The organism is Saccharomonospora marina XMU15 (genome assembly GCF_000244955.1).
Lineage (GTDB): Bacteria > Actinomycetota > Actinomycetes > Mycobacteriales > Pseudonocardiaceae > Saccharomonospora_A > Saccharomonospora_A marina.
Genome location: NZ_CM001439.1, coordinates 4,221,814 through 4,236,391, shown reverse-complemented (window position 1 = coordinate 4,236,391; position 14,578 = coordinate 4,221,814). Strand labels below are relative to the sequence as shown.

The 14,578-nt window shown below is 69.1% G+C and carries 15 protein-coding genes; 13 read left to right on the top strand and 2 right to left on the bottom strand.

The window, feature by feature from the left end; all coding sequences use genetic code 11:
- Positions 1-26 precede the first annotated feature (26 nt).
- From SACMADRAFT_RS20020 to SACMADRAFT_RS19990, 7 genes are all read left to right on the top strand, one after another.
- The gene (locus SACMADRAFT_RS20020; protein ID WP_009155664.1) at positions 27-1,727 is read left to right on the top strand and encodes a sodium:solute symporter family protein; all 1,701 of its coding nucleotides are present in this window, start codon (positions 27-29) and stop codon (positions 1,725-1,727) included.
- A 10-nt stretch (positions 1,728-1,737) separates the two neighbouring features.
- Positions 1,738-2,013 (top strand): hypothetical protein, encoded by a 276-nt coding sequence (locus SACMADRAFT_RS20015; protein WP_009155663.1) that lies wholly within the window; start codon positions 1,738-1,740, stop codon positions 2,011-2,013.
- A 47-nt stretch (positions 2,014-2,060) separates the two neighbouring features.
- The gene (locus SACMADRAFT_RS20010) at positions 2,061-3,041 is read left to right on the top strand and encodes a DUF3558 family protein (protein WP_009155662.1); all 981 of its coding nucleotides are present in this window, start codon (positions 2,061-2,063) and stop codon (positions 3,039-3,041) included.
- Positions 3,042-3,124: 83 nt separating this feature from the next.
- Positions 3,125-4,123 carry a dihydroxyacetone kinase subunit DhaK gene (gene dhaK, locus SACMADRAFT_RS20005; protein WP_009155661.1) on the top strand — a complete coding sequence of 333 codons (999 nt, stop codon included), beginning with the start codon at positions 3,125-3,127 and terminating at the stop codon, positions 4,121-4,123.
- Positions 4,123-4,746: a dihydroxyacetone kinase subunit DhaL gene (gene dhaL / locus SACMADRAFT_RS20000; RefSeq protein ID WP_009155660.1), complete on the top strand. Its 624-nt coding sequence runs from the start codon at positions 4,123-4,125 to the stop codon at positions 4,744-4,746. The genes dhaK and dhaL overlap by 1 nt, the downstream gene beginning before the upstream one ends.
- Positions 4,743-5,429: a dihydroxyacetone kinase phosphoryl donor subunit DhaM gene (dhaM, locus tag SACMADRAFT_RS19995; protein WP_009155659.1), complete on the top strand. Its 687-nt coding sequence runs from the start codon at positions 4,743-4,745 to the stop codon at positions 5,427-5,429. Before dhaL ends, dhaM begins: the two co-directional genes overlap by 4 nt.
- Positions 5,430-5,554: 125 nt before the next feature.
- On the top strand, positions 5,555-7,333 hold the full coding sequence (locus tag SACMADRAFT_RS19990; RefSeq protein ID WP_009155658.1) for a 3-hydroxyacyl-CoA dehydrogenase family protein: 1,779 nt from the start codon (positions 5,555-5,557) through the stop codon (positions 7,331-7,333).
- Positions 7,334-7,377: 44 nt separating this feature from the next.
- Here SACMADRAFT_RS19990 and SACMADRAFT_RS19985 read toward each other — a convergent pair whose 3' ends face one another.
- Positions 7,378-7,581: an FmdB family zinc ribbon protein gene (locus SACMADRAFT_RS19985; RefSeq protein ID WP_009155657.1), complete on the bottom strand. Its 204-nt coding sequence runs from the start codon at positions 7,579-7,581 to the stop codon at positions 7,378-7,380.
- 55 nt (positions 7,582-7,636) lie between these two features.
- Between SACMADRAFT_RS19985 and SACMADRAFT_RS19980 the strand changes: the two genes are divergently transcribed.
- Positions 7,637-8,770: an alkaline phosphatase family protein gene (locus tag SACMADRAFT_RS19980; RefSeq protein WP_009155656.1), complete on the top strand. Its 1,134-nt coding sequence runs from the start codon at positions 7,637-7,639 to the stop codon at positions 8,768-8,770.
- A 27-nt stretch (positions 8,771-8,797) separates the two neighbouring features.
- Positions 8,798-9,085 (top strand): hypothetical protein, encoded by a 288-nt coding sequence (locus SACMADRAFT_RS19975; protein WP_009155655.1) that lies wholly within the window; start codon positions 8,798-8,800, stop codon positions 9,083-9,085.
- A gap of 89 nt (positions 9,086-9,174) precedes the next feature.
- On the opposite strand, the gene SACMADRAFT_RS19970 is transcribed toward SACMADRAFT_RS19975, so the two are convergent.
- Positions 9,175-9,693, bottom strand: coding sequence for a GNAT family N-acetyltransferase (locus SACMADRAFT_RS19970; RefSeq protein WP_009155654.1), 519 nt, complete (start codon positions 9,691-9,693; stop codon positions 9,175-9,177).
- 59 nt (positions 9,694-9,752) lie between these two features.
- On the opposite strand from SACMADRAFT_RS19970, the gene SACMADRAFT_RS19965 reads away from it, so the two are divergent.
- The 4 genes from SACMADRAFT_RS19965 (at position 9,753) to SACMADRAFT_RS19950 (ending at position 14,569) form a co-directional block, all read left to right on the top strand.
- On the top strand, positions 9,753-10,499 hold the full coding sequence (locus tag SACMADRAFT_RS19965; RefSeq protein WP_009155653.1) for an alpha/beta fold hydrolase: 747 nt from the start codon (positions 9,753-9,755) through the stop codon (positions 10,497-10,499).
- 242 nt (positions 10,500-10,741) lie between these two features.
- A complete protein-coding gene (gene ctaD, locus SACMADRAFT_RS19960) occupies positions 10,742-12,526 on the top strand; it encodes an aa3-type cytochrome oxidase subunit I (protein WP_009155652.1) in 1,785 nt (594 codons plus the stop codon).
- A 37-nt stretch (positions 12,527-12,563) separates the two neighbouring features.
- Complete coding sequence (serB, locus tag SACMADRAFT_RS19955) at positions 12,564-13,793, top strand: phosphoserine phosphatase SerB (protein WP_009155651.1); 1,230 nt, start codon at positions 12,564-12,566, stop codon at positions 13,791-13,793.
- A complete protein-coding gene (locus SACMADRAFT_RS19950; RefSeq protein WP_009155650.1) occupies positions 13,790-14,569 on the top strand; it encodes a peptidyl-tRNA hydrolase in 780 nt (259 codons plus the stop codon). Before serB ends, SACMADRAFT_RS19950 begins: the two co-directional genes overlap by 4 nt.
- Positions 14,570-14,578 lie beyond the last annotated feature (9 nt).

Sequence of the window (14,578 nt, the reverse complement as noted above, 5' to 3'; positions counted from 1 at the left end):
TGATGTTGACTGGCGGAGGTGCGGTCGTGCACGTGCTTGCCCAGGCGAACCTGCGAATCGACGCGAACGCGGTGGATTACGCGCTGCTCGGGTTCTACTTCCTGCTCGTGCTCGGCATCGGCTACCTGTCCCGCAGACAGGTGTCGACCAGCCTCGACTTCTTCCTGTCCGGCCGATCGTTGCCCGCCTGGGTCACCGGGCTCGCGTTCATCGCGGCCAACCTCGGCGCGATCGAGGTCATGGGCATGTCCGCCAACGGCGCGCAGTACGGGATGCCGACGGCGCACTACTTCTGGATCGGCGCGGTGCCCGCGATGCTGTTCCTCGGCATCGTGATGATGCCGTTCTACTACGGCTCGAAGGTCCGCAGCGTGCCGGAGTTCATGCTGCGACGGTTCGGCAAGCCCGCTCACCTCGTCAACGGCATCAGCTTCGCACTGGCCCAGATCCTCATCGCCGGTGCGAACCTCTTCCTGCTCGCGAGCGTGGTGAACCTGCTGCTGGGCTGGCCGATCTGGGTGTCGATCATGCTCGCCGCGGCGATCGTGCTGACATACACCGCACTCGGCGGGCTGTCCGCCGCGATCTACAACGAGGTGCTGCAGTTCTTCGTCATCGTGGCGGCGCTGCTGCCGCTGACGATCGTCGGCCTCTACAAGGTCGGCGGCTGGCAGGGCCTCGCCCAGGCGATCTCGGAGGGCCCCGGTGGCTCGCAGCAGCTGAACGCCTGGCCCGGCAGCCAACTCACCGGCTTCTCCAGCAACTTCCTCTCCGTGCTCGGCCTGGTCTTCGGGCTCGGGTTCGTGCTGTCGTTCGGCTACTGGACCACGAACTTCGTCGAGGTGCAGCGAGCCATGGCTTCCAAGAGCATGTCCGCCGCCCGGCGAACCCCCATCATCGGCGCGTTCCCGAAGCTGCTGATGCCGTTCATCGTGATCGTTCCGGGGATGATCGCCGGCGTCACCGTCACCGAACTGCTCGGCGAGAACAAGGCCGCGCTGATGCGCGGGCAGGCGGCCGACAGCGGCGCGACGTTCAACGACGCCCTGCTGCTGCTGATGCGTGACCTGCTGCCCAACGGCATGCTCGGAATCGCCATCGCGGGCCTGCTCGCGTCCTTCATGGCAGGCATGGCGGCCAACCTGAGCTCGTTCAACACGGTGTTCACCTACGACATCTGGCAGGCGTACCTGCGCAAGGGCAGGCCGGACGAGTACTACCTGGGCATCGGTCGCGTGGTCACCGTGGCGGCCACCGTCTCGGCGATCGGTACCGCGTTCATCGCCTCCACCTACAGCAACCTGATGGACTACCTGCAGCAGCTGTTCTCCTTCTTCAACGCGCCGCTGTTCGCCACGTTCATCCTGGGCATGTTCTGGAAGCGGATGACCCCGACCGCAGGTTGGACGGGGCTGGTCAGCGGTACCGGCGCCGCGGTGGTCGTGTTCCTGCTGGCCGAGACGGGGGTGTGGGACCTGCCCGGCCAGGGAGCGGCGTTCGTCGGCGCGGGTGCGGCATTCGTGGTGGACATCGCCGTGAGCGTGGCGGTCACCTACGGCTCCCGGCCGAAACCGCAGGCACAGCTTGTCGGCCTGGTCTACTCGCTGACGCCGAAGGAATCGCTGCGGCACTCCACCACCGGTGAGGACGCGGGCTGGTACCGCAGGCCGGGTTTGCTGGCCGGAATCGCGCTGGCACTCACCGTCGTATTGAACATCGTCTTCTAGGAGGTGCGAATTGGCGAACGACACCCGCTCGCGCGGCGCGGGGGTGTTCGACGTGCGGCTGGTCATCGCGCTGCTCATGGGCGTCTACGGCGCGGTGCTCACCGTGCTGGGAACCGGCTTCACTACCGAGGAGGACATCACCAAGGCCGCGGGCGTCAACATCAATCTGTGGGCGGGTATCGGCATGCTGGTGTTCGCCTCGGCGTTCGTCGCGTGGGCCAGGTTGCGGCCCGTCGCGGTACCCGCGGAGCCCGACACGGCGACCGGCGAGGAGCACGACCGCTAGCCGGGTTCCTCGCACGCCACCCGCTCGGTGGGGATAACGTTCCTGCCGTGTTGAGTCGTGTTCCCGCCTTCGCGGCCCTGCTCGCGGCGGCACTGGTAGGCCTGCTGGGCGGCTGCGCGGGTGAGGACCTTTCGAAGTCGAACTACGAGCGCACCACGGTGCCCGCGAAGCCGGGCAGTGGGCAGGCGGACGTGCCCACCGGACCGATCACCGACCCCGCGGTTTCGCTGTCGGCGCTGCGGACGGTTGACCCGTGTGCCTTGCTGTCGGCGGATCCGACCGCCGACTTCGAACGCGTGGGCGAGCCCTCGGAACTGGAGTGGGGCGCGTGCCGCACCGAACTGCGCGACGCGGGAGGCAAGACTCTGCAGCTCTCGCTGGAACTGGGCGAGTCGCTGGTCATGGCCGAGCAGGCCACCGGGAACGTCGAGGGACTGCCCCTCGTGGAGAACAAGATCGACGACGAGACCTGTTTCGTGACGGCGGTGACCTCCCGCGCGCCGAGCATGGGGATCGGTCTGCAGGTGCAGTACTCCGGCGGCGAACCATGCGGCCAGGGCGTCGCGATCCTCGCCGCGGTGGTCCGGTCCGTTCGGGCGGACCCGCCGACCTACTCGCCCGCACCGGATTCGCTGCTGCCCGTCGAGCCGTGCGACAGCGTGGCCGCCGACACGGTGACCGGCGTGCTCGGCGACGAGGCCACCAGGCAGGCCGCGGGACTGCACATGTGCCAGTTCCAGTCAGGGCGCTCCACGGTCCACGTGCGCTTCCACAGTGGCTACCCGCCCGACCCCGAGAACGGCACGAGGATCGACATCGGTGGCGTCACCGCGGTGAGCGAACCCGGCGCCACCGACACCGCCGAGTGCGACGTGTCCTGGCAGCACAGAGCCGGGGCCGAAGACGGCGACGGGGAGATCGTGTCGGTGTCGTACTACGACTTCGGCGAGGACGTCACCAAGGACGATGCCTGCGCCAGAGCAGGCGAGTTCGCCAGGTCGGTGGTCGCCGCGCTGCCGTCGCGGTGACGCGATCTCGGTGAAGAATCGCGCGTGCGAGCGCCTCAGGCGTTAGGTTGGAGGCGAACCCCACATCGTGGCCGGAGGTGCTCGTGAAGAAGATCATCAACGACCCAGCGGCGGTGGTGACCGAATCCTTGAGGGGCATGGCTGCCGCTCATCCCGACATGCTGAGAGTGGAGTACGACCCGGCCTTCGTCGTGCGCGCCGACGCGCCCGCGCCCGGCGTCGCGGTGATCTCGGGAGGCGGCTCCGGACACGAACCGCTGCACGGCGGCTTCGTGGGCCACGGAATGCTGCACGCCGCCGTGCCCGGTGCCGTCTTCACCTCGCCGACCCCTGACGCGGTGCAGGCCGCGATCTCGGCGTCGGCGGGAAGCAAGGGCGCGCTGCTGATCGTGAAGAACTACACCGGCGACGTGCTGAACTTCGAAACCGCCGCCGAACTCGCCGCCGCGGACGGGCTGGATGTGCGCAGCGTCGTGATCGACGACGACGTCGCCGTGGCCGACTCCACGTTCACCGCCGGACGGCGCGGCGTCGGCGGCACCGTGTTGCTGGAGAAGATCACCGGTGCCGCCTCCGAACGTGGTGACTCGCTCGACGACGTGGAGGCCGTGGCGCGCAAGGTGATCGGGCAGGTCCGCTCGATCGGGGTCGCGCTGTCGGCACCCACCGTGCCACACGTCGGCGAGCCGAGCTTCGACCTCGGAGCAGACGAGATCGAGTTCGGCATCGGCATCCACGGTGAGCCCGGACGCGAGCGCATCCCGGCGGAGTCCGCCGACGCGCTGGTGGAGCGCATGCTCTCCGCCGTCGTCGACGACCTGCCCTTCGCAGGCGGCGACGAGGTACTGCTGTTCACCAACTCGATGGGCGGAACCCCGCTGCTGGAGCTGTACCTGGCCCACGGCATCGCGGAGCGGCTGCTCGCCGATCGCGGTATCCGGGTCACCCGCAGGCTGGTCGGCCCCTACATCACCAGCCTGGAGATGCAGGGCATCAGCCTGACCCTGCTGCGGCTGGACGAGGAACTGGCCTCGCTGTGGGACGCCCCGGTCAGCACACCGGCGCTGCGCTGGGGAAAGTGATGAGCTGCGAAGCGTCCGACGTGGCGGCGGCCGTCCGCGCGGCCGCCGACGTCATCGAACGACATCGCGTCGAACTGACCGATTTGGATCGTCCGATCGGGGACGGTGACCACGGTGAGAACATGAACAGGGGGTTCACCGCCGTACTGGCCACACTGGACACAACTGTGCCGGACACACCGGCCGGGGTGCTGAAGGTGGTGGCGACCACACTCATCTCCAAGGTCGGTGGCGCTGCCGGGCCACTGTACGGAACGGCGTTCCTGCGCGCGGCCACCTCGCTGGGGCAAGAGTCGCGATTGGATTCCGAAGGGTTGGTGACCGTGTTGCGGGCCGGGCTCGAGGGAGTGGTGGCCAGAGGCAAGGCCGAGGTCGGTGACGCGACCATGGTGGACGCGCTCAGTCCCGCCGTCGAGGCCGCCGAAGCCGCCAAGGGCGAGGGGATCGCCGCGCAGCTCGCCGCCGCCGCCGACGCGGCCGACGAGGGGGCGCGGTCCACCGTGCCGCTGGTGGCCCGCAAGGGCAGGGCTTCCTACCTCGGCGAGCGCAGTGTCGGGCATCTCGATCCGGGTGCCCGCTCCACCGCCCTGCTGCTGCGCGCGTTCGCGGACGCGGCTCGATGAGGGTCGGGCTGGTCGCGGTCTCACACAGCGCGAAGCTCTCCGAAGGCGTGGTGGAACTGGCCGCACAGATGGCTCCCGATGTCAGGGTGCTCGCCGCGGGTGGGCTCAGCGAGGGCGGCATCGGCACCGACTACGAGACGGTGCTGCAGGCCGTCAACCAAGCGGACGCGGGGGCCGGGGTGGTGTTGCTCTACGACCTCGGCAGCGCGCAGCTCACCGCCGAACTGGTGGTGGAGTCGCTTGCGGATCCGTCCTCAGCCGTCGTGGTGGACGCGCCGCTGGTGGAGGGGGCGGTCGCCGCCGCCGTCGCCGCGCAGGGCGGCGCCGACCGCGACGGGGTGGCCAGAGCCGCCATGGAGGCGGCGGGTGCGGGCACTGCCGCCGAACCGACCGAGCGTGAGCAGGCGGCGGGCGAAACGGTACGCGCCGAGTTGACGCTGACCAACGAGATCGGCCTGCACGCCCGGCCCGCGGCACTGCTGGTGCGCGCGATCGCGGGAATGGACGCGGTCGTCCGGGTCCGTCTCGGCGACGACGAGGCCGACGGGCACAGTGTGCTCGCGCTCATGTCGCTGGGCGCCCGAAAGGGCGACCGCATCGGGGTGGAGGCGAGCGGGCCACAGGCGGCCGAAGCCGTCGACCGGGTCCGTGCGCTTGTCGAACGCGACTTCTCCGAAGCCTGACTCGCCGGGCCGATTGGCCTGGCTGATTCGCTGGCCTGCTCGTCAGGTGGTTCGGCGGGTTTGGCTTCCGGGCCGGGTAATGGCACCATCCACTGATTACTCCTGAGTAACCACCGGAGGTTGCCGTGGCACGTGAGTTCTCGGTCGTAGGCGTCGTCGGTCTCGGCACGATGGGGTCGGGCATCGCCGAGGTGCTCGCACGCAGCGGCGTCACGGTGGTGGCCGTCGAGGTGGACGAGCACGCGGCCGCGCGAGGACGCGGGCACATCGAACACTCCACTGCCAGGGCCGCCGCCAAGGGCAAGCTCGACGAAGCCGCCCGCACCGAACTACTGGCCCGCATCCGATACACCACCACGCTGTCCGACCTCGCAGACGCCGACCTGGTGATCGAGGCGGTGCCGGAGAATCTGGAACTCAAGGCGGACATCTTCCGCAGGCTGGACGCGATCACCCGGCCGGACACCGTGCTGGCGTCCAACACCTCGTCGCTTTCGGTCACCGAGATCGGCGTGCACACCCAGCGCCCCGGCAAGGTCGTCGGGACTCACTTCTTCAACCCGGCCCCGGTGCTCAAACTGATCGAAGTGGTGCGCACGGTGGTCACCGAACCCGACGTGGTAGCAGACGTCGTTAACTTCGTGAAGGCGCTGGGCAAGACCCCCGTGGTGATCGGCGACCGGGCCGGGTTCATCGCCAACGCCCTGCTGTTCGGCTACCTCAACCACGCCGTCCGGATGTACGAGCAGCGCTACGCCACCAGGGAGGACCTCGACGCCGCCATGCGGCTCGGTTGTGGCTACCCGATGGGTCCGCTCGCGCTGCTCGACCTGATCGGGCTCGACACCGCATACGAGATCCTCGACACGATGTATCGCCAGTCCAGGGACAAGCTGCACGCGCCTGCGCCGCTGCTGAAACAGATGATCACGGCAGGGTTGCTCGGCAGGAAGAGCGGGCGCGGCTTCTACACCTACGATGCCCCCGACTCACCCACCGTGGTCACCGACGCCGAAACCCCGCGACCGGCCGCCACGGGCGGCGGCGAGGCCCGTGAGGTGACGAAGGTCGGCGTCGTGGGCACCGGCACCATGGCGACCGGAATCGTGGAGGTGTTCGCCAAGCGCGGCTACGACGTGGTGTTGCGTGCCCGCACGGGTGAGAAGGGCGAGGCCGCGTTGCAGCGGCTGCGTGGCTCGCTCGACCGGTCGGTGGCCAAGGGCAGGATGACAGCCGCCGACGCCGAGGCCGTGCTCGAGCGAATCCGCCCGGTCGTCGACTTCGCCGACCTGGCCGACGCCGACCTGATCGTGGAGGCCGTCGCCGAGGAACTGCCCGTCAAACAGGCCGTGTTCGCCGCGCTGGACAAGGTCGCCAAACCGGGCGCGGTGCTGGCCACCACGACCTCCTCGTTGCCGGTTATCGAGTGCGCGGCGGCCACCTCACGACAGGGCGACGTGGTGGGGATGCACTTCTTCAATCCCGCACCGGTGATGCGCCTTGTGGAGGTGGTCAGCACGATCGCGACCACGCCCGATATCGCCGCGACAGCGCACGCCGTCTGCGAGGCGATCGGCAAGCACCCGGTGCACTGCGGTGACCGGGCAGGGTTCATCGTCAACGCGTTGCTGTTCCCCTACCTCGGCGATGCGGTGAAGATGCTAGAGGCCCACTACGCCGAAGCCGACGACATCGACACCGCCATGAAGGTCGGCTGCAGGCTGCCGATGGGCCCGTTCGAACTGCTGGACGTGGTCGGGCTCGACGTGTCGCTGGCCATCCAGCGGACGCTGTTCAACGAGTTCCGCGAGGCCGGGTTCGCACCGGCACCGCTGCTGGAACACCTTGTGACGGCCGGTCGCCTCGGCCGAAAGACCGGAAAGGGCTTTCGCGACTACACCTGAGCCCGCGCGTGGGCCAGCCGCAAGTCAACGGTAACAACGGCAGTTCAGCCGCAGCCGCACGCCCCTCCGCAGCAGCCACCGGAGGGCGGCTGCGCGCTTGCCGAACCGGTGAGCGCCACGGTGGTGAGCAGTCTGACGGTGTCCTCGTGCCCTTCCGGGCACTTCGCGGGAGCGCCCGACTCGCTCATCGGCCGGTTCAGTTCGAAGGACTCGGTGCACTCCCGGCAGCGGTAGGCATAGGTCGGCATGGGGCCATTATCCCTGACTCCGCGAGCGCGGCTAAGCAATGAGAGGCTTGGCCGCGTGGAGCTACCACCGATCGACCGCGCGACACCACACCTGGCCGAGGTGGTGCCCTCGCTGCTGGCGAGCCTCGGTGTCGCCGATTTCGAGAACACGCTGCAACTGCCCGACGCCGACAGTGCCTGCGTGCTGCTGATCGACGGGCTCGGCCTCGAACTGCTCACCGAGCACGCCACCGACGCCCCCGTGCTCAGCGGCCTGCGCAAGCGGCCGCTGCGGGCGGGCTACCCGGCGACCACGGTCGCCGGACTCGCGGCCATCGGCACCGGCGCGCAGTCAGGACAGCACGGGATGGTCGGCTACACCTTCGAATTGCCCGAGGTGGGGGTGCTGAACTCGCTGCGGTGGCGGTTGCACCCGAGAGGGGCGGACCTCAGCGACACGCTCCCCGCGCAGCGGGTGCAGCCGTTGCCCACGACGTTCGCCCGTGCCAGCGCCGCGGGGCTGGACGTCAGCGTGGTGTCGTCGGGCCAGTTCGAGGGCACACCGCTGACCCGGGCCGTGCTCAACGGTGGCGACTTCGTCGGCGTGCATGCGCTGGGAGACCTGGCCTCTGCCGTCGTCACCGCGCTGGGCAGGCCAGGGGCGTTCTGCTACGGCTACCACAGCGAGGTCGACCTGCTGGGACACCTGCACGGTCCCGGTTCGCTGCCGTGGCGCATGCAGTTGCGTCAGGTGGACCGGCTGGTGGAGTCGATCGTGGAGGACCTGCCCTCGGGTGCGCTGCTGGCCGTGGTCGCCGATCATGGCATGGTGCGGCTCGACGACACGGTGGTGGACGCCGACACCGAACCCGCCCTTCGAGCCGGTGTGCGGGCACTGGCCGGTGAGGTCAGGGCCAGGCACGTGTACACCCAGGACAGGGCGGCATCCGACGTTCTCGCCGCGTGGCGGGAGACACTGGGTTCGCGGGCCTGGGTGGTGCGGCGGGAACAGGCCGTCGAGGAAGGCTGGTTCGGCGACACCGTGGCCGACGACGTGCTGCCCCGGATCGGTGACATCGTCGTTGCGGCACGCGGACGGTCGGGGGTGGTGCGGCGAGGCGCCGAGCCGACGGAGTCAGCACTGCTGGGCCAGCACGGCTCGTTCACGGCGGCCGAGCAATTGGTGCCGCTCGTCCTCGCCCACAACTGAGCGGGCCTGCCGCGTTACCGTGGGCGCATGCCTCGACGCAACCGCGCTCGCCGCGACCGGCCGCCGCAGGCGGAGTCGGTCGGCTGGGCGCAGCCGCAGTCGGGGCCGGATGGTGACTGGCTCGTACGCACGGTGCCGGGTGCGCGCGCCACGAAGTTCTACCGCTGCCCCGGCTGTGACCACGAGATCCGGCCCGGCATGCCGCACGTCGTGGCGTGGCCCGCGGGAGAGACCGGTTCGGTGTCCGATCGCCGCCACTGGCACCGCGCGTGCTGGCAGAACAGGGACCGCAGGAGACCTACCCGGCGCCGCTGACTCGCCCCCGCCCGCGAGTCCCCCGTTCCCGCCCGCGAGTCCCCCGTTCCTGCCCGCGAGTTCTGCGTTCCTGCCCGCGAGTTCTGCGTTCAGGATCGCGAGTCGCCTGCCGCGGGCTGTCCGTCGAGCCGGTAGAACACGGCGGGCATGCCCTCGTAGTAGTCCTGGTGGTACTGGCGCAGTCCGAGCTTGTCGGCCACCCGCCTGGCAGGCGCGTTGTCCACCGCCGTGATCACGACCACGGCCCGCTCGGGCAGTTCCCGCCGCGTCCACTCCAGCACGGCACGTGCCATCTCCGTGGCGTAGCCCTTACCCCACGCGGCGGGCAGGAAGCGGTAGTACAGGTTCAGCACGCGCTCGCCGTCCAGGTCGCGCACCTGCACCCCACCAATGCCGACGACCGTCGCGGAATCCACCTCCACCACGGCGACATAGCCGAACCCGTACGCCGCCCAGTGCTGCCGCCAGATCGCGAACCGCTCCCTGGCCTGCGCGGGCGTCGCGGGCGCTCGCTCGTAAGGGTGGGTTTCCTCGGCGGCCTGGATGTCGACCACGGCGGGCAGGTCGTCCTGGCGCAGCGGTCGCAGCAACAACCGCTGGGTGCGCATCGGCAACAGCCTTCGCCTCACACCCTGAACGTAACGCCTGCTTGCGTCAGAATCCTGCCATGCCCGAACTCCCGCTGGTGCTACTGCACGCCTACCCGTTGGACGCGCGGATGTGGAACCCGCTACGCGAGTCGCTGGCTGCGCGAACCCGGCTCATCACCCCGGATCAGCGTGGCCTCGGCCGAACGCCGCTGCCGCCGACCAACCGCGAGCCCAGCCTCGATGACGCGGCCGCCGACGTCGTCGCGATGCTGGACAAACTCGGCCTGGACAGGGTCGTGCTCGGCGGCTGCTCCATGGGTGGCTACGTGACGATGGCGGTACTGCGTCGGGCACCGGAACGGGTCGGCGCCCTGGTGTTCATCGACACCAGGGCGGCTGCCGACACCCAGCAGGCGAGAGCCGAGCGGCTCGCCGTGGCCGACCGCGCCGAGTCCGAGGGCATCGAGGGCTGGCTCGCCGACGACATGCTGCCGAAGCTGCTCAGCGAACACGCCAGATCGACCCGCCCCGAACTGGTGGCGACCGTTCGCGAACTGATCGAAAGCCAGCAGCCCTCCGGTGTGGCGTGGGCGCTGCGTGCGATGGCCGCGCGACCCGACTCCACCGAGGCGTTGCGCGACGTCGACGTCCCCGCGTTGGTGATCGTGGGGGAGCAGGACTCGCTGACCCCGCCCGCACTCGCCGGTGACCTGGCTGATGCGCTGCCACGGGCACGACTCGTCGTCATCCCGGGTGCGGGCCACCTCACTCCGCTGGAGACGCCGCAGCAGGTCGGCGATGCCGTCCTCGACTGGCTCGAATGACTTGTTCAGCGGCGTGACGCACGTTACGTCGAGATTTCGGGCGCTTCCCGGCGTCATAGCCGCGACCTGCGAATTCGCGCTCAAGGGCGGTAAGGCGCGGTGAACAGCGCAGATGCCGGGGACGTGATCTCCGCAGCCGGGCGCAGGCACCCGAAACGGTGAGGGCTACGATCCCACTAGCCAACGCGGGTCCCCCGCCCGTGGCGAGCAACGATCGCGGGGTTTGAGTGCAGGAGGCAGGAGTGACGGCCGTAGCCCCACAGCCGATCGCGACGCGTCCATACCCGACGCGGGAGTCGGCTAAGGGTTCGTACCTGCTGCGGTTGTTCCGCACGACGGACCACAAGCAGATCGGCATCATGTACCTCGTCACCTCGTTCGCCTTCTTCATGGTCGGCGGCGCGATGGCGATGCTGATCCGAACCGAGCTTGCCCAGCCAGGGCAGCAGTTCTTGTCCCAGGAGCAGTACAACCAGCTGTTCACCATGCACGGCACGGTGATGCTGCTGCTGTACGCGACCCCGATCGTGTTCGGTTTCGCCAACTTCATCCTGCCGCTGCAGATCGGCTCGCCGGACGTGGCGTTCCCGAGGCTGAACGCGTTCTCCTACTGGCTGTACCTGTTCGGCGGACTCATCGTGATGGCGGGCTTTTTGACGCCGGGCGGTGCAGCCGACTTCGGCTGGTTCGCCTACACCCCGCTGTCCAGCGCGATCTACTCGCCCGGCGCGGGCGCAGACCTGTGGCTCTCCGGCCTCGTGGTCGGTGGTCTCGGCACCATCCTCGGTGCCGTCAACATGATCACCACGGTGGTGTGCCTGCGCGCGCCCGGCATGACGATGTGGCGGATGCCGATCTTCACCTGGAACATCCTGGTGACCAGCATCCTGGTGCTGCTGGCGTTCCCCATCCTCACCGCGGCGCTGCTGGGGTTGATCGCCGACCGGCACCTCGGTGCGCACGTGTTCGACCCCGCCAACGGCGGCGTGATCCTGTGGCAGCACCTGTTCTGGTTCTTCGGCCACCCCGAGGTCTACATCGTGGCGCTGCCGTTCTTCGGCATAGTGTCGGAGATCTTCCCGGTGTTCAGCCGCAAGCCGCTGTTCGGCTACAAGGGTCTGGTCTGGGCGACGCTGGGTATCGCGGCGCTGTCGCTGGCGGTGTGGGCGCACCACATGTACGCCACGGGCGCGGTGCTGCTGCCGTTCTTCGCCTTCATGACCTTCCTCGTCGCGGTGCCCACCGGTGTGAAGTTCTTCAACTGGATCGGCACCATGTGGAAGGGGCAGTTGAGCTTCGAGTCGCCGATGCTGTTCTCGCTCGGCTTCCTCGTAACCTTCCTCTTCGGCGGTCTGACCGGTGTGCTGCTGGCCGCGCCCGCACTGGACTTCCACGTGTCGGACAGCTACTTCGTGGTGGCGCACTTCCACTACGTGCTGTACGGCACCATCGTGTTCGCCACCTTCGCGGGCATCTACTTCTGGTTCCCGAAGATCACCGGCCGGATGCTCGACGAGCCGCTCGGCAAGCTGCACTTCTGGACCACGTTCATCGGCTTCCACCTGACGTTCCTCGTGCAGCACTGGCTGGGCAACGAGGGCATGCCGCGTCGTTACGCCGACTACCTCGCCAGCGACGGCTTCACCACGCTGAACACGGTGTCCACCATCGGTGCCTACATCCTCGGCGCCTCGACACTGCCGTTCATCTGGAACATCTTCAAGAGCTACCGCTACGGCGAGATCGTGACCGTGGACGACCCGTGGGGCTACGGAAACTCGCTGGAGTGGGCCACCAGTTGCCCGCCGCCGAGGCACAACTTCACCGAGTTGCCGCGCATCCGCTCGGAGCGTCCCGCGTTCGAACTGCACTACCCGCACATGGTGGAGCGGATCCGCGGCGAGGGCCACATCACCTTCACCGGGAAGACGCTCGCCCACGGCGACGCGAAGGACGCGCCGTCGCAGGTACTCACCAAGGCCGTCGTTCCCGGCCGGCACGACGAGGACAACGCGAGCGAACGGTGACCGGCACGTCAGGGCTACCACTCGCCCGGGAGCCACGGTGAACTCGACGCCCGTCCTGATCACCACGACCGGGCCGGACAAGCCCGGAGTGTCCTCGGTGCTGTTCGCGGCACTGGCCCGGCAGGGCGTCGAGGTGCTGGACATCGAGCAAGTGGTCATCCGGGGCCAGTTGGTGCTCGGTGTGCTGGTTGCCGTGGACGATGATGCCGAGGCGCTGCAGGAAGCGGTCGAGCAGGCCATGGCCGCGGTGTCGATGAACGTCGACGTGCGCATCGGTGAGGCCATCGGCACCGACCCGTTCGCGCCGGGGCGTCGAGGTTCCACCCACGTGTTGGTGCTGCTCGGCAGGCCGGTGACGGCTCGGGCGTTCACCGAGGTCGCCCGCAGGCTGGCCGCGGCGGGCGCCAACATCGACTCCATCCGCAGTGTGGCCGACTATCCGGTGACCGGGCTCGAGGTCCACGTGTCGGTGGCGCACGACACCGACGAGGCCGACGCCGAACTGCGTTCGATACTCGCCGACGTGCCCTCCCGCGGCGGGCTCGACGTGTCGATCGAGCGTTCCGGCCTTGCCCGCAGGGCGAAGCGGCTCGTCGTGTTCGATGTGGACTCCACTCTCATCCAGGGCGAGGTCATCGAGATGCTGGCCGCCTACGTCGGCGTGGAGCAGCAGGTGTGCGACATCACCGAGGCGGCCATGCGCGGTGAGTTGAACTTCACGGAGTCGCTGCGGCGAAGGGTCGCGCTGCTGGAAGGGCTTCCGGAGACGGTGCTGGACGAGGTCGCAGACGCGATCGAGCTGACTCCGGGCGCGAGGACGACGGTGCGGACGCTGAAACGACTCGGCTTCCGTTGCGGTGTGGTGTCGGGTGGATTCACCCGCATCATCGACCGGCTGGTGAGCGACCTCGGGCTGGACTTCGCCGTCGCCAACGACCTCGAGGTCGTCGACGGCAAGCTCACCGGCAGGGTCGTCGGAGAGATCGTCGACAGACCGGGGAAGGCCGCCGCGTTGCGGCGATTCGCGAGCGGCTACGGAATCCCCATCGAGCAGTGCGTGGCGGTCGGTGACGGAGCCAACGACATCGACATGCTCTCCGCCGCCGGGATGGGCATCGCGTTCAACGCCAAGCCCGCGCTGCGGGAAGTGGCCGATGCCGCACTGTCCTACCCCTACCTCGACGCTGTGCTGTTCCTGCTCGGTGTCACGCGTGCCGAGGTGGAAGCGGCGGACGCGGCCGACGGCATGCCACTGCTGCGGCCGTGACGTCGGTGCTCGCGCCGCTGGCGGCACGGTACGCGTGGTGGCTTCGCCTTCCCGCCGAGCAGACCGCGGTGCCCGAGGCTGCCGAACAGGTGCGGGCGATGCCGGTGGTGTTGCGGATGGAGAAGTCCGAACCGCCGTCGCGGACCCCGCTGCTGGAGGCCGCGGCTACGGCCGCGCTGGCGGTCTGCCTCGACGAGCGCTCGCGCGAGGGTGGTGAGTGGCACGATGCGGTGCACAGCTGGATTTCCGGCCACATTCGCAAGGTCGCGCGGCGGGCGCGGGGAGCGCACTGGCGGGCGGTGCAGGAACTGCCGGGCATCACCGTCGACGTGGCGGGCGCGCAGGCGCGCGCCCTGTTGCCGTGCCGGGTGAGCGACCTGCCGAGGGAGGTCTCGCGGTTGCAGGTTTCCGGTAGTGACCTGCCGCAGGACGAGCCGGGACCGCCACCGGCGGATGTGCCGCTGCTGCTGCTCAATCCCGAGGTCACGATGACCGTCGGCAAGGCCGCGGCCCAGGTCGGTCACGGCACGATGCTGCTGGCGGCGCTGCTCGGCGAGGCCGAGTCGAAGCGGTGGCAGGAGTGGGGATACCGGTGCGCGGTGCGCGTGGCCACGGTCGCCGAGTGGGCGGCCTGGCGTCCCCGCGATCCCGAGCGAGGCTGGCTGGAACAGCGGGTGGTGGCCGTGCGGGATGCCGGATTCACCGAGATCGCGCCCGGCACGATCACCGTGCTGGCCCACTGGCGAGCCGCCGAGACGGCCGCTCACAGCCGCTGACCCGTCCCT

Excerpts from the sequence above, each read along its gene's own strand:
- dhaL (WP_009155660.1), top strand. The coding sequence starts at position 4,123 with ATGAGCTGCGAAGCGTCCGACGTGGCGGCGGCCGTCCGCGCGGCCGCC.
- dhaM (WP_009155659.1), top strand. The coding sequence starts at position 4,743 with ATGAGGGTCGGGCTGGTCGCGGTCTCACACAGCGCGAAGCTCTCCGAA.
- SACMADRAFT_RS19985 (WP_009155657.1), bottom strand. The coding sequence starts at position 7,581 with ATGCCGACCTATGCCTACCGCTGCCGGGAGTGCACCGAGTCCTTCGAA.
- SACMADRAFT_RS19975 (WP_009155655.1), top strand. The coding sequence starts at position 8,798 with ATGCCTCGACGCAACCGCGCTCGCCGCGACCGGCCGCCGCAGGCGGAG.
- SACMADRAFT_RS19970 (WP_009155654.1), bottom strand. The coding sequence starts at position 9,693 with ATGCGCACCCAGCGGTTGTTGCTGCGACCGCTGCGCCAGGACGACCTG.
- SACMADRAFT_RS19965 (WP_009155653.1), top strand. The coding sequence starts at position 9,753 with ATGCCCGAACTCCCGCTGGTGCTACTGCACGCCTACCCGTTGGACGCG.